The organism is Pedobacter miscanthi, from assembly GCF_003315595.1.
GTDB classification, from domain to species: domain Bacteria; phylum Bacteroidota; class Bacteroidia; order Sphingobacteriales; family Sphingobacteriaceae; genus Pedobacter; species Pedobacter miscanthi.
In genome coordinates this window covers 47,411-71,497 of sequence record NZ_QNQU01000013.1, presented here as the reverse complement: position 1 = coordinate 71,497, position 24,087 = coordinate 47,411, and the positions used below count along the sequence as shown (strand labels likewise).

Genomic DNA, 24,087 nt, shown 5'->3' with positions numbered 1-24,087 from the left:
TATGATCAAAAAAGGCCTTTTTTTTCTCTTTCTACTGTTAGCCTTAAGTTTTAACGGTTTTGCCCAGTCAGAGGCCGAAAAGTTAAAAGGATCTCTTAAAAATATTACCGACAGTTTTAAGTATGTAGATGCATTAAACAGGCTGGCCATGTTAATGTATGAGAAAAATATCGATAGCACTTTCTACTTCACGCGTCGGTCACGCGAAATTGCAAACCGGCTTAATTATAAAAAAGGCAAGGCCGATGCACTCAATAATCTGGGCATATTTTTCGATATCAAAGGAGATTTACAACTTGCATTAAGATATTACAATGAAGCGCATACCGCTTACGGTGATATTAGAGATTCGGTAAACGTGGTTCAAACTAGTATGAATATTGCTATGGTATACAAGGAGTTTGGCAAAGATCACCGCGCTGTACAATGGTTCGATATAGCCGTTAAAACAGGTAAAGAGTTGAGGCACGATTCCATCATGTCGCTCGTTATTTACAACTATCTTTTGATGTTCCCAACCAGGCATAAGGCAGAAGATAAGAAAAACTATATCGCAAGTGCAAAAGAAATCGCCCTAAAATATAAGGATGAGCGGACCTTACTGGCCGTTGATCAGCTGGTTGCAGATGAGCTGATTGCCAATGGGAAATTAAAGGAAGGAATAGCGCTGCTGCAGCTTACCATAAAACGGGCAATAGATAAAAAATTATTTTATGTATCCATGGATATGTTGATCGATATAGGCGATCAGCTGATTTCAAGTGATACAACTTTAGCCTTAGATTATTATAAAAAAGGCCTTTCTCTAGCAGATAAGAATGGTTTTTTAATTTATAGCGAAATATTTGCCAGAAAGCTTTTTGATTATTATACCTTAAAAAAAGATAACCCCTCTGCTGCGGTTTACAGTCATAAACTGGTTATGCTTCAGGAGGAGCAGGATAAAATCAATAATTCATCCAGTGTTGATTATTTAGATTACGCACTTAAAGAGCAGCAGGTAGATGCTTTGGTAGAGCGGTCGAAATACCAGATCACCCTGCTCATACTTACCACTATAGCCTGTTTATTGGCTATTACCATTATTATCGTAATCAGGCAGAATTTAAAGCGGACCAAAAAATTAAACGCTGAAGTAATTAATAAGAATAACCAGATGGGAGATGCCCTTTCGGCTTTGGAGCAGAGCCAGGCCGATAATACGAATTTGCTAAAAGTGGTTGCGCACGATCTTCGTAGTCCTATCGCAGCCATTTATACCACTACAGAACTGATGCTGGGCGATGAAGGCCGTTCGCAGGATGATCAGGATATGCTTACGCTGATTAAAAATTCGAGTAAAGGTTCTTTAGAGCTGGTTAAAGATTTGTTGCAAACACAGTTCACCAGTAATTCGCTTAATAAAACACCTGTAGATCTGGGCGAATTGCTACACTACTGCGCTTCCTTATTGCAGAATAGTGCAGCCGCAAAAGGCCAGCACATTAAACTCGATACCAAAAAGCTTACCATTTTGGCCAGTGGTGAGAAACTGTGGAGGGTGATCAGTAATTTAATCGCTAATGCCATTAAATTCAGCCCCAATAATGCAACAATAGAAGTGAGAATGGAAAGTGGAACTGATACCGTTAAAATTGCCATTAGCGATGAAGGCATTGGTATCCCTAAAGAAATTGAAGATAAAATTTTCGAAATGTTTACCGACGCCAAACGTACAGGTACAGCAGGCGAACAGTCGTTCGGATTAGGCCTGGCTATATGTAAACAGATCATTAAAGCTCATAACGGCATAATCTGGTTCGAACGCAGGGCCGAAAAAGGCACTACCTTTTTTATCGAACTTCCGGCTTAATCGCAGTTTTACGCTTTTAATTTACCTTAAAGCTAAAATCAGCTTGCCAGATTTTATCCTGAAATAATAGGTTAAAGAAGTTTTGTGTTTTAAAATTTCGATGCTTTTAATCGTGCCGGAGCTGCCAAAAGTATCTGAAATCACATCGCCAACCTTAAGTTGTTCTAATCGATGTACAGGTGTTAATGCATCAATATGTGTCATAATAACAAAAATACAGGCACTCATGCGCTTGCTGATAGCATTTTTGTCTCATTAAATTATTTCACGTTTATGTGTAAGTGTTTGAAATACAGTGTTACTCTTTAATAGAATAACTGAAATTTTCAACGCCCGCCGCTTTTAATAACGGCGGGCGTTGAATAGCTTAATCAATATTTATTTTTGAACTTTAATCTCCGTTCTGCGGTTTAAAATTCTGCCTTCTTCGGTATCATTCGGACTGATCGGGTCTTTATCACCATGACCCACAATGGTAAAATTATCCGCTTTTAAACCTGCATTTACAAAATAAGATTTAACGGCATTTGCACGGTCGACAGAAAGCGACATATTGTGCTCAGGTGTACCTTCTGCTGATGAATATCCGTTAAGCACAAATTTCGTATCCGGCGATTTCTTCATTTCGGCTACCGCCTTATCCAGAATCGGGAAAGAAGAGGTTTTAAGCACAAACGAGTTAAACTCGAACTGGATATTATCTAAATTAAAATTGGGTTTTTCAAGGGGAATAGGTTTTTCCTGTTCAGGCTCCGGATCAGTTTTTTTCTCCGCAACCGGTGGTGCAGGTTTTTCAACAGGTGTTGGCGGGGTTGGTTTTGCTGCCAGTTTTTTCGTTTTACAAGAGTACATGGTTAGTGTAAAAAGTGCAACGAGCGTAGTTAATAAAAGGTTTTTGGTAATTTTCATGTTTTAAGATTAATTTAAGTTTATTGCGTGTTTGTTGCCCAAACATACTAATAAATGATCATAGGTATAACGGCGATTGCTTAAAGAACTTATATTATCCTGATTAATTACACAGGTTTTACGGTTAATTTAAAATCTGGTTTTAGTTAACTTATTTTAAATCAATACCGTTTTAATGCTTTTTTCTTCAAACATATTTTATTCAATTTTCTTTATCTATTATAAAATATTGATATGGATCGTTTTAAAAATAAAGTAGCTTTAATTACCGGAAGCAGTCAGGGCATTGGTGCCGCATGTGCTTTAAGATTAGCAAAAGAAGGGTGTAATATCATCTTAAATGGACACAAATTTGATGAAAGGGGAGAAAAACTGATTGACCAGATTAAGGAAATGGGACAGAAAGCCATTTTTTTAGCTGCTGATTTAAGCAAGACCAAAGAAGCCATTAAACTGGTGAAAGATGCCGTTTCCGAATTTGGCCGTCTCGATATCCTCGTTAATAATGCCGGTGTAGAGAAAAAGGCCGATTTTTGGGAAGTAACCGAAGAAGATTATGACCTGGTAATGGATACCAATTTGAAAGGTGTATTTTTCACGATTCAGGCTTTTGTAAATTATTGCCGCGAACATCAGGTATCTGGCACCGTAATCAACATGAGTTCGGTACACGAAGAAATTGTATTTCCGCATTTTGCGGCCTATTGTGCAAGTAAAGGCGGATTAAGGATGCTTACACGAAATCTTGCTACTGAGCTGGCACCATTTAACATCAGGATTAATAATGTTGCGCCAGGTGCAGTTTCAACACCAATTAATCAGGATTTGTTAAACAACAAAGAACAACTGGAAAAAGTGCTGCAGAATATCCCGCTGAGAAGGATGGGCAAAGTAGAAGATGTGGCCAGTGTGGTCGCTTTCCTCGCCTCAGACGAAGCCGCCTACGTTACCGGCTCAACTTATTTTGTTGACGGTGGATTAACCTATCATTATGAAGAACAATAGTTAACCGGTTTCGCGGCTGAGCTGTTTATTCAGTTCTACAGCAGCGCTGATTAACGCCAGATGCGTAAAAGCCTGCGGGAAATTGCCCAGATGTTCGCCTTTTCTGCCTAGCTCTTCGCTGAATAATAAAAGATGGTTGGAATAACCGATCATCTTTTCGAAATTTTCTACTGCGCGTTCCAGTTCACCGCTTTTGGCCAATGCCTCTATAAACCAGAACGAGCACATGTTAAAAGTACCTTCTTCGCCTTCAAGTCCATCTATTTTGGTCATGCCATTTTTATACCGATAAACCAGTACATCCAGAAGCAATTCTTCATCAATTACTTTCATCGTAGAAAGCCAGCGTGGTTCTAATGGCGAAATAAAATGTGTTAGTGGCATCAGTAAAGCACTTGCATCTACATGGCTGGCGCCTTTATATTGTACCCATGCACCCAGTTTTTCATTCCAGAAATTGTGGTAAATATCTTCGTAAATCTCACTGCGGATATTGTGCCACTCGCTCTCAGGATAGGGGAACGACCGGTTTTCTGCAATTTTAATCGCCCGGTCCATGGCTACCCAGCACATTAAACGTGTGTGCAGAAACTCCTTTTTCTCATTTCTGATTTCCCAGATCCCGTGATCGGGTTTTTTCCATTGTTTAATCACACATTGTACCTGTTTTTCTATCAAAGTCCAAAATTCGTAGGTAATTGGTTTATGCGATTTGTTGTAAATATAAACCGTATCTATCAGTTCGCCATAAATATCGATCTGTAACTGGCTTGCCGCTTCATTACCAATACGCACAGGTTTGGATGAATGATAGCCCTCAAACTGATCTGCTTCCGTTTCCTTTATCTTCGCATTGCCATCTATCCGGTATACCAACTGAAGGTTTATTTTCTGACAAAGGTTAAATATCCAGTCCATAAAAGCTGTTGCTTCGTCGAAAAAACCAAGCGTTAAAAATGCATACATCGTAAATGCTGCATCTCTGATCCAAGTAAAACGGTAATCCCAGTTCCGGTTTCCGCCAATTGTTTCAGGCAAGCCGAATGTAGGCGCAGCCACCACAGAACCGAATTCTGCCGAGGTAAGCAACTTTAAGGTAATGGCTGATCTTCTGATAATTTCATCATAACGGCCTTTATAAGTGGTCTGATTAATCCAGTCCCTCCAATAATCAACTGTTTTTCGGTAACCATGTGTTGTATAATGGTTTAAATCAGCTGTTGATTGTCCGTCTTCAATAATTTCCATGATGATATGCGCCGTTTCCGATTCTTTGAGCGTAAAACTGGCACATCCCGTATCTTTTTCGATATGTAAAGGCACATCTGCTTTTAATTTTAAGGTCAGTTTTTCGGTTTTGGAAAAGAATAACAGTTCATCTTTTTCGTGTACAACGCTGTGTTTACTTTGCGTATAACCAAAACTTGGCACACAGAAAACCTTAAAGGTAATATCGCCCCTGATGGATTTGATCTGCCTTACAATGGCACTGGGGAAATCGGTTTCCTTTGATAATGGCATGTAATCGCTCAGCTCTGCAATACCCTGTTCGGCAAAAAAACGGGTCAGCAGAACCGCTGTTCCGGGCAAATAAAGCTGTTTGCTGGTAAAATTTTCAAGCTGTGGTTCTACTGAAAAATAACCTCCCTTTTCCGAATCGAGCATCGAAGCAAAAACGGTGGGCGAATCGAATTTTGGTGCGCACAAAAAATCTATCGATCCCTGCAGCGAAACCAGCGCCACAGTTTTAAGGTTGCCGATAACGCCATAGTTTTCTATCGGCTGGAAAGGTCTTTTTTTGTGTTTTGCCATTTTTAAGGTATAATCTACCTAAGCAAAGGAATAATGCTTTGCTTTTGTTTTACCTTTTATAGCGCTAAATGTAGTAAAAAGCTAAAGTTGGCTAAACTTTTAAGTTTGGCATCAGGTTTAAAAAGGCCTGTGCATTGGCCGCATATTTCTTTTTATCAAGTTTGAAATAAAATGCACCTTTTTTAGATCCTGATCTGTCTTTCTCAGTTAATTTGATCAATAAACCGGTCGAGCTTATTTTTCTGCTGAAGTTACGCGTGTCGATTTTGGTATCATTTACCTCTTCAAAAAGAATATGCAATTGCGGAATCGTAAATTTTTTAGGCAGCATTTCGAACAGGATAGGATGGAGAGCTGCTTTATACCTCAGTTTTTTCCGGGCATCGGCAACCATTTCATTATGGTCGAAAATAAGTTTTGGCCTGTCGTTAATCAAAAACCATTCTGCTTCATAATCGTCATTCAGCTGCTCTTCGTATTTATGGATATCAATCAGCGCAAAATAACCTACAGAAAGCGTGCGCTCTATCGGATCGCGTTTAGGCTCGCCATAAATCTGCATCTGCTCCAGGTAAACTCCTTCTAAACCGGTCATTTTTTTTAATACCCTGTTTGCGGCATCATCCGGACTTTCATCAGCCCCGACAAAACCGCCCATTAAACTCCATTTGTTTATTTCGGGCTCCAAACCGCGCTTTACCAGTAGAATTTTAAGGTGCTCGCCATCAAATCCAAATACAATACAGTCAACAGCAACAAGGTAATGAGGCTGTCCGGAATATTCAATCATTTTTTTGTTAGTGGTTTTAAAGACCTCAATATGTTTAAATTTTCACGAATATAAAAATTATTATTAATTGTCGTTTTGACAATTAATAATAATTTTATAATTTGGCGGCTGTGATAGATTAAGCTAAATGGCTCTCCGTCTCTAACCAATTGAAAATATAAAATGAACCAGACATTCGAACTCGACAGTAACCCGCATACCAGGTTAAATATACTAACCGGAGAATGGGTTTTAGTTTCCCCTCACCGTACCAAAAGGCCCTGGCAGGGTAAGGTTGAAGATGTAACACCAGATAACCGCCCCGAATACGATCCTAAATGTTATTTATGCCCGGGTAATGGCAGGGCCGATGGTGATACTAATCCGGAATATACCGAAAGCTTTGTTTTTAACAATGACTTTGCCGCATTGCTGGAAGATACCCCTGCAGGCAGCATGAACGAAGATGATTTATTGGTAGCCAATAATCAGAAAGGACTTTGTAAAGTAATCAGTTTTAGCCCAAAACATAACCTTACCTTACCCGAAATGACTGTAGAAGCCATTACTGCTGTGGTAAATGTTTGGCAGAAAGAATTTAACAGCCTGGCCGAAATAGAATGGATCAAGTATATCCAGATTTTTGAAAATAAAGGTGAAATAATGGGCTGTAGCAACCCGCATCCGCATGGTCAGATCTGGTCGCAGGGTGATATTCCGTTGGAGATTGCCAAAGAAACCGAGCGTCAGAAAACCTATTATGCCATTCACAGAAGAAGTTTGCTTGCCGATTATTTAAAACTCGAACTGAAAAAAAATGAACGTATCATATTCGAGAATGATCATTTTGCGGTTTTAGTGCCTTTCTGGGCAGTTTGGCCATACGAAACCATGATCATCAGCAAACGACATGTAAATAGCATCAAATTATTTAACGAAGCAGAGAAGAAATCTCTGGCCGAAGCCATTAAAATACTCACTACAAAATACGATAATCTGTTCGAAACCTCATTCCCATATTCGGCAGGTATGCACCAGGCCCCGGTAAATAACGGCTATTATCCTGAATGGCACTGGCACATGCACTTTTATCCGCCATTGTTGCGTTCGGCAACTGTTAAAAAATTTATGGTAGGCTACGAAATGCTGGCCAATCCACAGCGCGATATTACCCCCGAATTTGCGGCAACCCGTTTAAAAGAAATGTCTGTACAACACTATAAAACCAGCAAAGCTGAAGACTAAAAATACTGATAATGAACGCACAACAATTAAAGAATACATTTAAAAAGCTTTATAATACTGAGCCGATTTTGGTACGCTCACCCGGAAGGATCAATATTATTGGCGAACACACCGATTATAATGGCGGTTTTGTGATGCCGGCAGCCATTGATAAGGCCATTTATGTAGCCATATCTAAAAGAGAAGATGATGAAGTTCATTTGTTTTCAGAAAGCTATCAGCAATTTGATATTTCATCGATCAGAGAGTTGAAAAAATCAGAAAACAGCTGGGCCAACTACATTCTGGGCGTAGCCGATCAGTTGAAAGAAAGAGGTTATCAGCTGGGTGGTTTTAACTTTTATATCGATGGCGATGTGCCTCTGGGTGCCGGATTGTCATCTTCTGCTGCAGTAGAATGTGCTACAGGTTTTGCGCTCGATCAGCTTTTCTCACTCTCCGTTTCGAAAATGGATATTGCTTTAATTGCACAAAAAGCCGAACAGACTTTTGCCGGGGTTAACTGCGGGATTATGGATCAGTTTGCATCGGTATTTGGTAAAAAAGACCAGGCCATTATGCTCGATTGCAGATCAATGAAGCATATTTACATTCCTTTAAAACTGGATGGATATAAATTGTTACTGCTCAATACCAACGTAAAACATAAACTTGCCGATTCAGCCTATAATAAAAGAAGGGCACAATGCGAGCAGGGCGTAGCCTGGGTTAAAGAACATTATCCGAATGTAAATACGCTGCGCGATGTAGATTTAAGTATGTTAGAAGCTTACGTTAAACCTAAAGATGCTGAAGTATATACTAAATGCAGCTTTGTGGTAAAGGAAATTGGCCGTTTGTTAACCGCTGCCGAGCAATTGGAAAATGGTAATCTGCAGGGTTTAGGTAAACTGATGTTCGAAACGCACGAAGGTTTGAGCAATGATTACGAAGTAAGCTGTAAAGAGTTAGATTTCTTGGTAGATGCTGTTAAGCCGCTTGATTTTGTTTTGGGCGCAAGGATGATGGGCGGTGGTTTTGGTGGCTGTACCATCAACATTGTAAAAGAAGATAAAATAGCCGATCTGATTGAAGAACTTACCTCTAAATACCAGTTGGAATTCGGATTGAAACTGGATGCATATACAGTACAAACCGATAACGGAACCAGTTTATACAATTAATAAAATTACCTCTGGTATACTAACCAAAATAAATCAATGAAAAACAATTTATTAGACACGAAAGATTACATTGTATTTGCAGTGTACTTCGTTATTGTAGCGGCTTACGGCCTTTACATTTACAATAAGAAAAAATCAGAATCTACGGGTTCTAAAGATTATTTTCTTGCCGAAGGTTCATTAACCTGGTGGGCCATTGGTGCATCCTTAATTGCTTCCAATATTTCTGCCGAGCAGTTTATCGGCATGAGCGGTTCGGGTTTTAAAATGGGTTTGGCCATTGCAACTTACGAATGGATGGGTGCAGCAACCTTAATTGTGGTTGCGGTTTTCTTTATTCCGGTTTACCTCAAGAATAAAATTGCCACGATGCCACAATTCCTGCACCAGCGTTATAATGGTACGGTGGCTATGATTATGGCGGTGTTCTGGTTATTGCTTTATGTAGTGGTTAACTTAACGTCAATTCTTTATTTAGGTGCTTTGGCTGTGAGCAGTATTTCGGGCTTCGATCTGAGTTTCTGTATGTATGCCATTGCTGGTTTTGCCATTTTAATTACACTTGGCGGAATGAAAGTAATCGGTTATACCGACGTAATCCAGGTATTTTTCCTCATTTTGGGCGGTTTGGCCACTACTTATCTGGCTTTAAACTTAGTTTCTACCCACTATGGTACAACCGGTATTTTTGAAGGTTATAGCTTAATGACTTCAAAAGCATCAGAGCATTTCCACATGATTTTAAAGCCCGATAACGAAAACTACATCGATTTGCCGGGTTTAAGTGTGTTAATTGGTGGTATGTGGATTGTAAACTTAAATTATTGGGGTTGCAACCAGTATATCACCCAGCGTGCTTTAGGTGCTAATTTGGAAACAGCCCGTGGCGGTATCCTTTTCGCTGCCTTATTAAAATTATTAATGCCCATAATTGTGGTGTTACCAGGTATCGCAGCGTATGTTTTGTATAAAGATGGCGCTTTCCAGTCGGAAATGATGCAAGGCGGTTCGGTAAATCCCGATCGTGCTTATCCGGTTTTATTAAACTTGCTTCCAGCGGGTTTAAAAGGACTTTCTTTTGCTGCATTAACTGCTGCGGTTGTGGCTTCGCTGGCAGGTAAAGCCAATAGTATTGCCACTATTTTTACACTCGATATTTATAAAAAAGTACTAAATGTTGATGCTACAGAGAAAAACCTGGTAACAACAGGTAAAATTTCGATTGTTGTGGCGATGATTTTAGGGGTATTAATTGCCCCACATTTAGGAATCGATAAAAAAGGAGGTTTCCAGTACATTCAGGAATATACGGGTTTTGTATCGCCGGGTATTTTTGCCATGTTTATCCTGGGTTTCTTCTGGAAAAGAACAACATCAGGTGCGGCATTATTTGCTACCATCGGTGGTTTCGCCTTATCTATTTTTCTCAAATTTTTGCCTAATTACACCGATCTTTCCTGGTTATCTGGCACGGGCTTCTCAGTTAAGAATGCAGCTGGAATTTACGAAATACCATTTTTAGATAGGATGGGTTTTGTTTTTCTATTCTGTATCCTAGGTATGGTAATCATCAGCTTATCAAGCGATAAAGTTAAGGCCGAAGCCAAAGGATTGGCCATTGATGCTAAAATGTTTAAAACCAGCAGCAGTTTTGCAGTTGGTGCATTATTAATTATCGGATTACTCGTAGCGCTTTACAGCGTGTATTGGTAAATCACACTTACTTCGACAATCTTATGGCATTATGCCTTTAAGATTGTCGAAGTTTAGGATATTCTATTAGTATCCAATGATCAATTTGTAATGACCAATAGCAATCGCTTTAAACGCCCTCTACAATTTTTTCATTCTCTTTACTTTGACAACCTATTAGCATTTTGCCTATAAGATTCTCGAAGTTTAGGTTATTCTATTAATAACCAATGATCAATTTGTAATGACCAATAGCAATCGCTTTAAACGCCCTCTACAATCTTTTCATTCTCTTTACTTTGACAATCAATTGGCATTTTGCCTATAAGATTGTTAAAGTTTAGGTTATTCTATTAGTATCCAATGATCAATTTGCAATAACCAATAACGATCGCTTTAAACACTTTCTACAATTTTGTTATTCTCCTTACTTTGACAATCTATTAGCATTTTGCCTTTAAGATTGTCAAAGTTTAGGATATTCTATAGTATCCAATGATAAATTTGTAACGACCAATGGCGATCGCTTTAAGAGTAAATGCTAAAACCATCTTAATGTTCTTAATTTCTTAATGGTCAAACGATGTAAAATGAAAAAATGTAAGATGGATGATGGAAAGTGGAAGAACCAAAAAAAACTCCCCATGTTAAACACAAACCTACATCTCACTTTCCGTTGCCAGTTTCTTTACCAGCCAGGGTAGTGTAAGTCCTTGCCCGATAAGTGTAAAAAGCACTACTACAACAGAGATAAAAATAATTGCATTGCGCTGAGGAAAAGCACTTCCATCTGCTAATGTTGCTGGTAATCCGATCGCAATGGCCAGTGATACAATACCTCGCATACCCGACCAGCTGATGATCAAACTGTTTTTGAAATCCAACAGAGCATCTTCGGTAATCCGGTGTTTTCCTTTTTGAAAAGCTTTCTGCAGATTTGCCCGCTGTAAAAACACACGTGCCATTCTAAGCAATAAGGCTACAATGGTGATCACCAATGAATAACCGATGTATGGCAGAATATCGTTACTGTTGATGTTTTTATACACATAAGGGAACTGCAGTCCGATTAAAATGAAAATCAACCCGTTCAATAAAAAAATAATGATATCCCAGATATTTTTCGACTGGTTTTTAAGCTTTTCAGGAAACACCATGCTGCTTAACCTCGATATACCCAATCCCAGCATCACTACTGCAATTACACCCGAAACATGCAGCTGTTCTGCAATTAGATAGGTAACAAAAGGCATCAGCAATAAAAAACTGATGATAGCCATTGGGTTATCCTGTATTCTTTTAAGAATGAAAGCCAGTATTCTAGACATCACCATACCGATCAAAAATCCGCCGGCCATTAAAACGGCAAACTCCAATGATGCTTTCCAGAATACAAAAGCGGTTCCGGTTACGGCTGCTACGGCAAAACGGTAGGCCACCAGCGCCGAAGCATCGTTAACTAAACTTTCGCCCTCCAGAATGGTATTGGTTTTATGCGATAATCCTAAACCTTTGGTGATGCTAATGGCTGCAACCGCATCGGTAGCCGAAAGTATGGCACCAAGGACAAAAGATACCGGCCAGCCCATACCGGGGATCATGTAATGTGCTACTACAGCAATACCAATGGCCGTAATAAAAACAAGCGATATCGCCAGCGTTAATATGGTATTAATATTGGTTTTAAACTGCTTAAACGAAATATTAAAGGCAGCATCGTAAAGTAACGGTGGTAAAAAAATCAGGAAAATAATCTCCGGATTAATATCGATGGGAGGCAAAGATGGAATAAAACCAACCGCTATGCCTGCAATAATCAATAAAATAGGATAGGGGATCTTAATATGGTCGGCAATGGACGACAAACCGATCATTACCGCTAAAATAAATATTACAATGGCATAATTTTCCATAGCTGATTGTATTGACCCCTTTAAAAACAATAAAAATCCGTTACCTTATCGGATCAGTATGAGCATTGGGGCCGACGGAGCGTTAGAAATTATCGCTGTAACCTTGGTCTTTTACTTTTAAAAGGCTGGTTGGTTTTAGGTTTCGCTGGTTTTGCACCACTTTCCTCTTCCGATATCTTAACGGTTATCACATTGCCTTTAAATGTTTCATTATTTAAAGTAGATACGATGTTTTTTGCATCCGGAAGGCTATATATTTCCAAAAAAGCATAGCCTTTGCACTTGCCCGTAGACCTATCGCGTACAATTTTAATTGTTTCTACCCTGCCGTGAAGACTAACCAGTATTGCCAAATCCATCTCTTGGATATTGTCGGGAAGGCCGCCTATAAAAATCTTAACCATTAATTTAGTATTTGAGAGAACGTCTGGCAAAATCCATTTTGAAACCAGAGCTGTTCTTTTAGATCTGCAAAATAAGCAAAATGATATTCTTACCCAAACAATAAAATAATTTTCGCCGCATTTTTATCTTAAATTTCCGGAGCCCTTATCGTTATATTGATATTCACTCTTAGAAAATGTACATTTGGTTTCTAATCAAAAAAAGTAAATAAAAACATGAGCACATTAAAGTTAAAATCTTTATTTATAATCATATCACTATTATTTATATCCCAGTTTTTACAAGCTAAAATTATTTTGCCATCGGTTTTTAGTAACAACATGGTGTTACAGCAAAAAACAAATGTTGCCATTTGGGGCAAGGCTACAGCCGGTAAGGCAGTTAAAATAAATGTTTCGTGGAATAAAATTAATTATGGTGCCATTGCAGATGCGAACGGTAACTGGAAGATCAAAATTGGCACACCAGCTTATGGCGGACCATATACCATTTCACTTTCAGACGGCGAATTATTAGTACTCAACAATGTGCTCATCGGCGAGGTGTGGATTTGCTCAGGCCAGTCTAATATGGAAATGCCGCTCGCAGGCTGGGGAAAAATCCTTAATTATGAAAAAGAAATCGCCAATGCCAAATTTCCAGACATCCGTTTATTACAGGCAGAACATGTTACCAGTAACGTGCCTTTAAATGATGCAAAAGTAACCAATGATGGCTGGCAGGAATGCAGCCCGAAATATATCGCCGAATTTTCTTCAACAGCTTATTTCTTTGCCCGCGAGGTTTACGAAAAAACGAAAATTCCTATTGGTTTAATTCATACCTCATGGGGCGGAACCATTGCCGAAGCCTGGACAAGCGCCGAATCGCTTAAAAAAATGGCCGATTTCTCTGCTGCCGTTGATAAAATCCAAAAGGCTGCAAAAGATGCTTCCTCAACGATTTCTTACGAGGAAAAAATGCAGAACTGGGTTAAAATGACCAGTGAAAAGGATTCGGGTTATCAGGCTGGAGAAGCAAAATGGACAAAAGCAGAAACTGCAGATTGGAAAAACATGACCTTGCCGACCTTATGGGAAGAGGCAGCACTTAAAAATTTCGATGGTATTGTTTGGTTTAGCAAAAAAGTTACCCTTCCCGAAAATTGGAAAATAAACGACGTGAAACTCAATCTTGGTACCATAGATGATAACGATATCACTTATGTAAATGGTGTAAAAGTTGGCGAAACGGTAGGTTATAATGCCGGAAGATCTTATGCTGTACCTGCAAACTTGCTTAAAGCAGGCGAAAATATGATAACAGTGCGTGTATTCGATAGCGGTGGCGGCGGTGGTATTTATGGCGAAGCCAAAGATTTAAACTTAGCAAATAATGCTGGTGAGAAAATATCATTAGTGGGCGACTGGAAATATAAAGTAGGTTTAGATTTCAGCAAGACGGGGCCAAAACCTGCCGACGAAAGTGGCCCGAACAGGCCAACAGTTTTGTATAATGCCATGCTTAATCCTTTTATTCAATTTTCGATTAAAGGTGCGATATGGTATCAGGGAGAAAGTAATGCCGACAGGGCTTATCAGTACAGGGAGTTATTCCCGGTAATGATTAAAGATTGGAGGCAGAAATGGGGGCAGGGCGATTTCCCTTTTTATTTTGTGCAACTGGCCAATTTTATGCAGACAGATAATAACCCGGTTGAATCGGCCTGGGCAGAACTAAGGGAAGCACAGCAAAAAACACTTGCTTTACCCAATACCGGTATGGCAACCATTATTGATATTGGCGATGCAAAAGATATTCACCCAAAAAACAAGCAGGAAGTAGGCAGAAGACTGGCCTTAATTGCACTGGCTAAAACTTATGGTCAAAAAAATAACTATTCAGGTCCGGTTTACCAGTCCAGTAAAGTAGAAGGAAAACAGATCCGTTTAACTTTTGGCAATACCGCAAACGGATTAAAAATTTCGAACGGCACCGAACTCACCGGATTTGCCATTGCCGGGGCAGATAAGAAATTTTATTGGGCAAAAGCAATTATTCAAGGGAATCAGGTGGTGGTAAGCAGCGATAAGGTAGCCAATCCGGTTGCAGTGCGTTATGCCTGGGGAAATAACCCGGTAGCCAACTTAACCGCAAATGATGGCCTTCCGGCTTCGCCATTCAGGACAGATACCTGGCAGGGTATCACTTTTGGTAAAAAGTAATTTCTATACATAACTTTATCGATAACCCAACAGTTTACAATAGTTAAATTGTTGGGTTTTTGTGTTTAATATGTTTAGTCGTCACCCTTGCTCCGAATTTCCATGATCAGGATCTTTTTGACATGAAAGACCCTGATCCCGATGTAAAAATCGGGACAGGGTGACGACCGCTTTAATCTAAAGGCTAATTAAAATACTACAAAAGGAGGGGTATCAATTTATTATCTGTAATGTGTTGATAGTTATGTTTTTAATTACTTTTTATCGTATTTAGTAAAACGTTTTATTATTCACTCATATTTGCTAGTTTTATAAAATAATTATCTAACCAATAATCCCTTTATGAAGAGAATAGCAATACCCTTTTATTTCCTGATTTCAAGCTTATCCATTCAAAATTTACAGGCTCAGAATTTAACCGAATTTAATAAAGCACCACTAAAACAACAGGTTTATGTGCAATTGCCAATAGGCAGCATTAAAGCTAAAGGCTGGTTATTAAAACAACTCGAGCAACAGCGCGATGGCGCAACAGGTATGGCTGAAGAACTGTACCCTGAAAAAGATAACCTTGGTAAAAATACCGATTGGCTTGGCGGTGATGGAAATGGATGGGAGCGCGTACCTTATTATGTTAAAGGTTTAGTGGCACTGGCTTATACTTTAGATGATGCGGGGCTTAAAGCCAAAGCACAGAAATATATCGATTGGACCTTAAACAACCAGCAGCCTAATGGTTTGTTCGGTCCGCCAAAAATGAAAGACTGGTGGCCGCGCATGCCTATGATGTATGCACTGCAAAGTTATTACGAAGCTACTAATGATAAGAGGGTTATCCCGTTTCTCTCTAAATATTTTAAGTACGAACTGGCCAACCTCGATGCCGACCCTTTAAAAGAATGGGGTAAATCAAGGGCTGGCGATAATATGGAAATCGCTATCTGGCTTTATAATAAAACCGGCGATCAGGACCTGTTAAAACTGGTAGAAAAGTTAAAACAACAGGCTTATCCCTGGATCGATATTTATACCAATAACGGTTTTTATTTTTATGGCGACGATTTTCAGCCAAAACACATGGTTAATGTGGCACAGGCCCTAAAATTTCCTGTGGTTTATGCGCAACTGAACGATTTACCTGCCAATCGTGATGCATTATTAAAAGGCATACAGCACATTATGCATGATCACGGTCAGCCGGAAGGTTTAGGTTCGGGAACGGAGTTTTTGGCGGGCACCAGCAGTATAGAAGGTGTCGAAACCTGTACCGTGGTAGAGTGGATGCAGAGTTTAGAAACAGCCGCCAAAGTAATCCATCAGGCAGAAATTGGCGATCAGCTCGAAAAAGTGGCCTTTAATGCACTGCCGGCCCAATTCAGCAGGGATTTTAAAAACCATTCGTATTATACCTTACCAAACCAGGTGCAAAGTGTACATGGCGAACATGGTTTTAACCAGGATTATGGTTCAGGTATTGTTTCGAGTCCGTATTCAGGTTATGGTTGTTGCCGCTATAACATGCACATGGGCTGGCCTTATTTTGTAAAAAGCAGCGTGGTGGCCACACCAGATCAGGGCCTGGCTGTAATTACCTACGGACCGATGGAAATAGAAACATTGGTGGCCGGAAACAAAAAAGTTAAGATTACCGAAGAAACCAATTATCCTTTCGAAGAACAGATTAAGTTAAAGGTTGGTCTTGCTGCTCCAGCAACATTTCCGTTGATATTAAGAATACCGACATGGAGCGTTAAACCTGGCATAAAATTAAATGGAAAGGTTTTAACTGACGTAAAAGCCGGGGAAATGTTCAGTATTAACCGCGAATGGAAAAACGACGATCAGCTGGAACTTAACTTTCCGATGGAGGTAGCTACCCAAACACAGGTGAACAACTCGGTAAGTGTATCCCGCGGGCCAATCGTTTATGCATTGGAAATAAAAGCTGAAAATAAAATCACCAAAACACATTCCGTTGCAGGTTTTACCGATTATGAAATCCGCCCTGCATCAGCATGGAATTATGGCCTCTCGTTAGGCAAAGGAAATTTAAACAGCGTGATTAAGGTGGTTAAATCGGCTATGACCGAAAATCCCTTTATTGCTGTACAATCTCCCGTGAAATTAAAAGTTCAGGGTAAAAAAATTCCGTCATGGGGTTTAGGATATAATAAAATAGCCGCTTTTGATGTGCCTTTCAGTCCGGTTGCCTCTAATGAAAAGGAAGAGGAAATCACTTTGGTGCCTTACGGATCAGAAAATATCCGTTTAAGCTGTTTTCCCGTAATTGGTCAGCCTAAAAAGGTAAATAAAAGCCTTGTCGAAAATTTTGATAAAGGAATGGCTGCCGACTGGGTTTTTTACGGTGGTGGCTGGTTCTGGAAAGACGGAGAGGTTAATTCGGCATCTAATGCTGGTTCTGGTGGGTTTGGCATCAACGGCTCAAAATATGTGGCTAATGGAACCGATTTTAAAGATTTTACCTATCAGGCCGATGTAAAAATCAATACCGCCGGCGATGCAGGTTTAATGTTCAGGGTTTCCAATCCGGCAATCGGACCTGATGCTTACCAGGGTTATTATGTGGGCTTAAACCAGGTGGATGGAACAGTACAGATAGGTAAAGCAAGTAATCAGAAATGGATGGTTTTAAGCGCGGCAAAGTTTCCTGTTGAAATGAACAAAATGTATAGCTTAAAAGTGGTAGCCAGGGGTGATAAATTTGATATTTTTATCGATGGATCAGCAAAACCTGTGCTCTCGGTAACCGATGGTCAGTATCAATCGGGCAGCATAGGTTTAAGGGCATATAAAGCATTGGCCAGCTTCGATTCGGTAAAGATTAACGCTTTTTAACACCCATTAAAGGGGAGATTAAACTTTACGGCAAGGAATTTGTTAACGTATTAGCAATTAAAAAAAATAAGATTATGAAATTTTACAGATCAATCCCCATAATGCTTTTTGGTCTTGCGCTTGCCACCGGTTGCGTAAGCAATAAAAAGTATGCTGAACTTCAGGATACTTATGCAAAACTCAGAGAAAGAAATCAGGAATTAAGCAATAAATACCAGGATAGCCAACGCGAACTGAGCGGAAGCACCAGCAGGGTAAAAAGCCTGGAAGAACAAATTGCATCAGAAAGGGCAAACGTAACTGCGTTGCAGGATGCTTTAAACAAATGTTTAAATTCGAGCAACCAGGGTAATGTTAACATCTCAAAACTGGTTGATGAGATTAACAGTTCGAATAAATACATCAAACAACTTGTAAATGCCAAAAATAAAAGCGATTCGCTTAATATGTTGTTAACCAATAACTTAACCCGTTCATTAAGTAGAGAAGAGCTTGGTGATGTTGACGTACAGGTATTAAAAGGCGTGGTTTATATCTCTTTAGCTGATAACATGCTTTATAAATCAGGTAGCTACGAAGTTTCTGATAAAGCAGGAGAGACTTTGAGTAAAATCGCAAAAATCATTAAAGATTACGATACTTATGATGTGCTGATTGAAGGTAATACCGATAATGTGCCTATTACCCAAACCAATATCCGTAACAACTGGGATTTGAGTGCTTTACGTGCTTCATCAGTAGTTCAGGTATTGCAAACCAAATATGCGGTTGATCCAAAACGTTTAACTGCTGGTGGCCGTGGCGAATTTAACCCGATTGCCGATAATACCACAGCAGGCGGAAAAGCTAAAAACAGACGTACACAGATCATCATTACACCTAAGCTTGATCAGTTTATGGATCTGATCGGAAAAGCTCCCGAACAATCACAAAAATAAACTCTCGGTTGTCACAAAACATAAGGGCTGGAATTAATTTTCCAGCCCTTTTTTATGCATAATAATTTATACCAATTATTTCTTTACAGCTGCATTTGATTAAAAATTATAGTACTATTTAGACAAAATAAAGAAAATCTGTATCTTGTGGGCTTAATTATTAACGCTCCATTCTTTATGAAGTCTTCTTTTTCTTTTGGCCGCTGTCCAAAGATTCTTTTTCTGTTATTATTTTTATCAACAGTAACTTTTAATGGTTTTTCGCAGCAAAATAAAGCTGATTATAATTTATTATGGCAAATTTCAGGAAAAGGCATGGCGAAACCGTCCTATCTTTTCGGTTCGATGCATGTTAAAGACCGCCGCGCCTTCAATTTTAGCGATTCTGTTATAAAAGCCATTCAGGCCAGCTCCGGCTTTGTTCTCGAAATTCACCCTGATTCGCTGCTTAAATCTATTTACGAAAGTAGTATCGGAGAAAAAAATAAAGGAAAAATCACCGGGTTAATCACGGCAGAACAAACCGCCGAGCTGATTAAACGTTTTCAGGCCAAAAATGGTTATAAGCCAGATTCTGCTTTGCTTGATAATCCTGTTTTAGTCTCATCCTTAATGAAACCCGTTTTTTCAAAAAAAGACGACATGCAAACTTTCATGGATGCTTACCTGTACGGAATGGCAAAAATGATGAAAAAAGACATTTATGGATTAGAAAAACCCGAAGATCAGGTTAAACTGTTATATGGCGATGATCAAAAGATTGGCGCCCTGTTCGATATTGACGAAGAAGCCGAAGCTCAGAACTTCGAAAAAATGATAAATATTTATTCCAGGGGTAATCTTGATGAGATTTCTGCTTATTTAAATGAAGAAGATAAAGACCAGTTGGATCTTGTGGGCAGGAATAAGGTTATGGTTAGCGGGATAACAAAGCTAATCGCATCATACAACATGTTTATTGCTGTAGGTGCAGCGCATTTAGCTGGCGAACAGGGTATTATTAACCTGTTGAAACAACAGGGCTACACCTTACGCGCTGTAAAAGCCGATTTTACGGGCTTGGCAAAATCTTTCAAAATAGATTATGCTAAAATGGATTGGGTAAAATATAAAGATGCAGCAGACAATTTCGAAATCGAATTTCCAGCACAGCCATTTGTTGTTAAAAAAATTATCGGAAAATCGTTAACCTGTACCGATCTCGTAACCGATGTGCTGTATACTTTTCACTCAACTTATATTGGTCCGCTCGATAAAGCTTCGCCAAAACAATATCTCGATACCGTTTTAAAAGGATACACCAAAGGAGATGTGAAGTTATTGAGTAAAAAAAACGATAACAGGTTTGGTGCGGCTGGTCTAGATGTAGAAATGCAGATCAACAACAAGTTCTCCAGAGCGATTATGTTTTATAAAAATAATAGCCTGTATGTGCTTAATGTTGAAAATGAAAAGAACAACCTTCACGAGGCTTTTATAGAAAGATTTATTTCTTCACTCAAAATTGGCAATGCCATTTCTTCAACAGGCAGCAACTGGTCTGATTACAAACATGCAGCAGGTGCTTTCAGTTTAAAAACGCCCTTACCACCCGAAGAAATGATTAAAGAAGTACCTAACCCAAGTTTTCCTGCTTCTCCTTATGTAATGAACATATACACCATGCTCGATAAGGTTAATAATATTAGTTACCTGTTTAAATACAACGATTTTCCTGAAGGGATGTATGTAGCTGATAAGGAAACTGTATTTAGTGGAACAATAAAGCAGATGGAAAAAAGCGGTAAAATTACAGCAGGCCCCAAAACCATCTTTAAAGAAGGCCTTGAGGGTAGGGAAATAGAATTACTGGTGCAGGGTACGTACATGAAAGTGCAGGTTTTTTTAAGGGGAAATCGTACCTATTTATTAATGATGCAGAATGGAATAAGTGACGAAAAATTAAAAGAGGATGAATTTTTCGGGTCGTTTAAAATGGAAAAATACCAGGACGGCATTATTAACGAATATAAGGTTGAAGATTTAAAGGTATTTACTCCAGGCAAACCGGTTGAAGCCGTGGCCGTAGACAAAAAAGACTACAATTCTATTTTACAACATAATAATACCTACTATTCGCTCAATAAGAATTCTGGCGGGCTTTATGCTTTCGAAACCGGTAACCTCAGTAAATATGCAAAAATCCTGAATGTAGATTCTTTCTACATTAAAATAGTAGATGGTATCAAAAAAGAAACCGATAGCATCCGTAAAACTGAAGATGTAATGGTTGGCAAATCAAAAGGTAAAATTTTCACCTATACCGATAGCGCCGCAGGGATCGAAAGAAAAGTGAAGATCTGGATTAACGACGACCGTTTCCATTACATGGGCGTGATGTGTACCAAAGAAGAACTGGATAGTAAACTTGCAGATGCTTTTTTTAATCAATCCACCTTAATCAGCGCTTCAAAACCATTTGATATTACGGCATCAAAAGCAAAAATGTTATTCGACGACCTGAAAAGTAAAGATTCGCTGATATTTAATCCTGCTTTTGGCGCATTGTCGTATTATGAATTTGATAAAACAGAAATTCCTTTGATGAATGCAGCATTAAAGATTAAATATGCTGACGATACCACCACAAACGGCGTAAGAATAAGATTGATCAGGTGGTTAAGCGTATTGCAGAAACAAAAAAGCATTCCGCTGTTAAAGGAGTTGTTCGCAGATGTTAAGAATCCGGATGTTTTGCGTGCAAAAGCGCTTGCTGAAGTGGTAAATCTTGATTCGACCCAATATGGCTGGTATTTAAAAAATCTTTCAGATCAGAAAACACTTCATCTGAAAAATAATTGGATGATTTTTAAACCATTAAGCGATTCTCTGGCTTTTGTTTCCAGGAATTTTGATCAGGTTTTGGCCTTAAAAAATAAGCCAGAATACCGCGACAATATACTCGATATTGTTTCTGATATGATAAACGAAAAAAACAGGTCGAAATATTTGGCACAGGTTAAAAACAGCAGGGATAAAATAACGGCTACTGCCTTAACCGATCTGAATACCTATTTAAAAGATACCGAAAATGAAGATGCAAGTTCGATGTATGCTTACCTGAATATTTTACCAGCACTTGATGTACCTAACTTAACTGATGTATTTACCAAAAAGATAATTGCCGATACTGTTCCTTACATGCTTACACAGGCGTTGTGTGCCAGGATAAAAGCAAATTTACCGGTCGATCAGAAATTGTTGGATACCCAGTTAGATAGCCTTTCAACGCGTTACGATATTTTACTGGCTTTTGATGATGCAAAACAAATGGATAAAGTACCGGCGAAATATAAAAAGCATGAAGAAATTGCAAAACTGATGTTTTATAATTATCTGGGAATGGAGAATGATTACCCTGAAACCATTAGCTTACTGGATAAAGTCGAGGTTAACGGGAAAACCTATTATGCCTTCGAATATTCCTACTCAGGCGAGGAAGGGAAAAAAACGTATGTTGGCGTTTGCGGTTCTTTTGATGCCAAAAATGATAAAATTGCCCTAAGGGATTATAATAGTTACAGCGATTTCGAAGAAAAAAGCGATGACTGGTTAACGCAGGCCAAAACAATGATCAAGGTGTTGGAAGAATAGTAATTATAGCTGACATGTAATGCTTATTTAATTATTCAGCAATCAGTGGTTGTGAATATTATCTTATTATATTAAATATGAATAATCATGTTTCAAAAAAAAGGTCCAAATTTTAAAATTTGGACCTTTTTTAATGATAATCAATTCTATTCTGCAGCAGCTTCTTCATTTACAAAGCTTTCTGCAACTTCGGTTAAAGCAACATCAGTGGCTTTTTCATTTTCGAGTGTTTGTGCCAGTAGGTTTGCTACTTCAGTATGTCCCATGTTTTCGGCAAAAACCTTCAAGGTTCCATAGGTGGCAATTTCATAATGCTCTACTTTTTGTGCGGCCAAAATTAATCCTGCATCACGAATCATCGTTCCTTTATCAGTTTCTTCAATAATTCCATTGGCTTCTTCCAATAAACCTGCCATTGCATCGCATTTTTTTGCTACAGCTTTTTCATCCAATAAGGCGAAAATCTGCTCCAATGTATCAATGTGGGTTTCAGTTTCAGCGGTATGTTTATCAAATGCTGCAGCAAGTTCGCTGCTTGTTGCTGCTTTTTTCATTTTCGGTAAAGCTTTAACAAGGTGTTTTTCTGCCCAGTAAATATCTTTCAATTCATCAACAAAAAACTTATGGAATTCTGAATCTTCCATTTTGCCTGTCTTGTTTTGTGGCTTAGCCGTTGATTTTAAATTTCCAGAAGGGGTAGATTTTGCATCTGATCCTTTACCTGATGTACTTGTTTTTGTAGCAGGAGATTTTGTTCCTGTTTTTGTTGTGGTAGCCATAGTTGTAATTCTTTAATTGTATATAAAGAACCATGGCTTTTACTAAAAGGTTTGAACAATCTCATTTAAATGCAAAAAGATCGGCTAAAGCTTATTACATAACCAGGTATCAGGAAATACTTATTGTATTTTTTTGCTGATTTAAATAAGCGGTAATCTGATCCAATGTTATACTTCTGGTTGCCCTTACTGCCGATTTTAAAGCCTCACAACTCACGCCTAAGCGGTTTGCCCAATAATTGCGGTCGGTTTCTTCAGATAAAAGGATAATTTCTTCTTTAATGCCTGTGGTTTGATTGAAATTTTTCATGGTAAGGGGATGATTAGATAGGGTGAATAACAATTGCAATCCTGCTTTTGTTTTATAAATTTAATGTTTTTTTTATTTAATAACAATCTGTAAAGCAGTTGATTAAAATGAACAATATGTTTAGCGCTAAATCTTGCCGTACGAAAATGATCATCACCCAGCGCGGCGGTTAATAAGCACTCTTACTTTAATTAAACAATTGAATTAAATTTTTGGCAGGAGTTTTGAATAGATATTAGAATTAATAAAACATGAATATAAGATTAATACAAAACGTTTTAGTATAGCTTTTAGTTGTGCGTATATTTCATTTTTTGTATTTTTAATTCTACGTATTTTGATTATAATTGCTGAGTTTTTTGGTGGAAATTTATATGAATGACAGAAGGAGGGGAGAAATTACCCTGATTGATAATGAACATGGGTTTGGAGTTATTATGGACGAAAATAACCAGGATATACAGTTCCGTTTAGAGGCTGTTTCCGGTTATATTGAAGAGAATTTAAAAGTAACTTTTGAAATACAATTAACGGCTCGGGGTCTTTCTGCCGTCAATGTTGAAATGCAGGAAGAAAAAGTGCTGATACAAGCGGTATAAACC

The 24,087-nt window shown here is 38.6% G+C and carries 18 protein-coding genes; 10 read left to right on the top strand and 8 right to left on the bottom strand.

Going from position 1 to position 24,087, the window contains the following annotated elements; genetic code table 11:
• Position 1: 1 nt before the first annotated feature.
• Entirely contained in the window at positions 2–1,852 is a 1,851-nt protein-coding gene (locus DRW42_RS15805; RefSeq protein WP_113949804.1) for an ATP-binding protein, read from the top strand.
• A 21-nt stretch (positions 1,853–1,873) separates the two neighbouring features.
• On the opposite strand, the gene DRW42_RS15800 is transcribed toward DRW42_RS15805, so the two are convergent.
• Complete coding sequence (locus DRW42_RS15800; RefSeq protein WP_147243761.1) at positions 1,874–2,080, bottom strand: hypothetical protein; 207 nt, start codon at positions 2,078–2,080, stop codon at positions 1,874–1,876.
• A 150-nt stretch (positions 2,081–2,230) separates the two neighbouring features.
• Entirely contained in the window at positions 2,231–2,761 is a 531-nt protein-coding gene (locus DRW42_RS15795; RefSeq protein WP_113949802.1) for an OmpA family protein, read from the bottom strand.
• A gap of 234 nt (positions 2,762–2,995) precedes the next feature.
• On the opposite strand from DRW42_RS15795, the gene DRW42_RS15790 reads away from it, so the two are divergent.
• Positions 2,996–3,766 carry an SDR family NAD(P)-dependent oxidoreductase gene (locus DRW42_RS15790; RefSeq protein WP_113949801.1) on the top strand — a complete coding sequence of 257 codons (771 nt, stop codon included), beginning with the start codon at positions 2,996–2,998 and terminating at the stop codon, positions 3,764–3,766.
• Here DRW42_RS15790 and DRW42_RS15785 read toward each other — a convergent pair whose 3' ends face one another.
• Positions 3,767–5,578, bottom strand: a complete 1,812-nt coding sequence (locus tag DRW42_RS15785; RefSeq protein WP_113949800.1) for a glycoside hydrolase family 15 protein — start codon at positions 5,576–5,578, stop codon at positions 3,767–3,769.
• 91 nt (positions 5,579–5,669) lie between these two features.
• Complete coding sequence (locus DRW42_RS15780; protein ID WP_113949799.1) at positions 5,670–6,368, bottom strand: NUDIX hydrolase; 699 nt, start codon at positions 6,366–6,368, stop codon at positions 5,670–5,672.
• Positions 6,369–6,530: 162 nt separating this feature from the next.
• On the opposite strand from DRW42_RS15780, the gene DRW42_RS15775 reads away from it, so the two are divergent.
• From DRW42_RS15775 to DRW42_RS15765, 3 genes are read left to right on the top strand one after another with little or no spacing between them, the layout of a single operon-like run.
• A complete protein-coding gene (locus tag DRW42_RS15775) occupies positions 6,531–7,592 on the top strand; it encodes a UDP-glucose--hexose-1-phosphate uridylyltransferase (protein WP_113949798.1) in 1,062 nt (353 codons plus the stop codon).
• An 11-nt stretch (positions 7,593–7,603) separates the two neighbouring features.
• Positions 7,604–8,755, top strand: a complete 1,152-nt coding sequence (locus tag DRW42_RS15770) for a galactokinase (RefSeq protein ID WP_113949797.1) — start codon at positions 7,604–7,606, stop codon at positions 8,753–8,755.
• Positions 8,756–8,791: 36 nt separating this feature from the next.
• On the top strand, positions 8,792–10,468 hold the full coding sequence (locus tag DRW42_RS15765; RefSeq protein WP_113949796.1) for a sodium/sugar symporter: 1,677 nt from the start codon (positions 8,792–8,794) through the stop codon (positions 10,466–10,468).
• A 638-nt stretch (positions 10,469–11,106) separates the two neighbouring features.
• Here the strand turns inward: DRW42_RS15765 and DRW42_RS15760 are convergent.
• Both DRW42_RS15760 and DRW42_RS15755 read right to left on the bottom strand, forming a co-directional pair.
• Complete coding sequence (locus DRW42_RS15760; RefSeq protein ID WP_113949795.1) at positions 11,107–12,360, bottom strand: Na+/H+ antiporter; 1,254 nt, start codon at positions 12,358–12,360, stop codon at positions 11,107–11,109.
• 89 nt (positions 12,361–12,449) lie between these two features.
• Positions 12,450–12,764, bottom strand: coding sequence for an RNA recognition motif domain-containing protein (locus DRW42_RS15755; protein ID WP_113949794.1), 315 nt, complete (start codon positions 12,762–12,764; stop codon positions 12,450–12,452).
• A gap of 216 nt (positions 12,765–12,980) precedes the next feature.
• Here DRW42_RS15755 and DRW42_RS15750 point away from each other — a divergent pair, with 216 nt between their 5' ends.
• From DRW42_RS15750 to DRW42_RS15735, 4 genes are all read left to right on the top strand, one after another.
• Positions 12,981–14,969 carry a sialate O-acetylesterase gene (locus tag DRW42_RS15750; protein ID WP_113949793.1) on the top strand — a complete coding sequence of 663 codons (1,989 nt, stop codon included), beginning with the start codon at positions 12,981–12,983 and terminating at the stop codon, positions 14,967–14,969.
• A gap of 342 nt (positions 14,970–15,311) precedes the next feature.
• A complete protein-coding gene (locus DRW42_RS15745; protein WP_113949792.1) occupies positions 15,312–17,825 on the top strand; it encodes a beta-L-arabinofuranosidase domain-containing protein in 2,514 nt (837 codons plus the stop codon).
• A 74-nt stretch (positions 17,826–17,899) separates the two neighbouring features.
• Positions 17,900–18,763 carry an OmpA family protein gene (locus tag DRW42_RS15740; RefSeq protein ID WP_113949791.1) on the top strand — a complete coding sequence of 288 codons (864 nt, stop codon included), beginning with the start codon at positions 17,900–17,902 and terminating at the stop codon, positions 18,761–18,763.
• A 177-nt stretch (positions 18,764–18,940) separates the two neighbouring features.
• Complete coding sequence (locus tag DRW42_RS15735; RefSeq protein ID WP_113949790.1) at positions 18,941–22,396, top strand: TraB/GumN family protein; 3,456 nt, start codon at positions 18,941–18,943, stop codon at positions 22,394–22,396.
• A gap of 146 nt (positions 22,397–22,542) precedes the next feature.
• Here DRW42_RS15735 and DRW42_RS15730 read toward each other — a convergent pair whose 3' ends face one another.
• A complete protein-coding gene (locus tag DRW42_RS15730) occupies positions 22,543–23,175 on the bottom strand; it encodes a YciE/YciF ferroxidase family protein (RefSeq protein ID WP_113949789.1) in 633 nt (210 codons plus the stop codon).
• A 109-nt stretch (positions 23,176–23,284) separates the two neighbouring features.
• Positions 23,285–23,485 carry a DUF3606 domain-containing protein gene (locus DRW42_RS15725; protein ID WP_113949788.1) on the bottom strand — a complete coding sequence of 67 codons (201 nt, stop codon included), beginning with the start codon at positions 23,483–23,485 and terminating at the stop codon, positions 23,285–23,287.
• A gap of 374 nt (positions 23,486–23,859) precedes the next feature.
• Here DRW42_RS15725 and DRW42_RS15720 point away from each other — a divergent pair, with 374 nt between their 5' ends.
• On the top strand, positions 23,860–24,084 hold the full coding sequence (locus tag DRW42_RS15720; protein ID WP_147243760.1) for a cold-shock protein: 225 nt from the start codon (positions 23,860–23,862) through the stop codon (positions 24,082–24,084).
• The last annotated feature ends 3 nt before the right edge of the window (positions 24,085–24,087 follow it).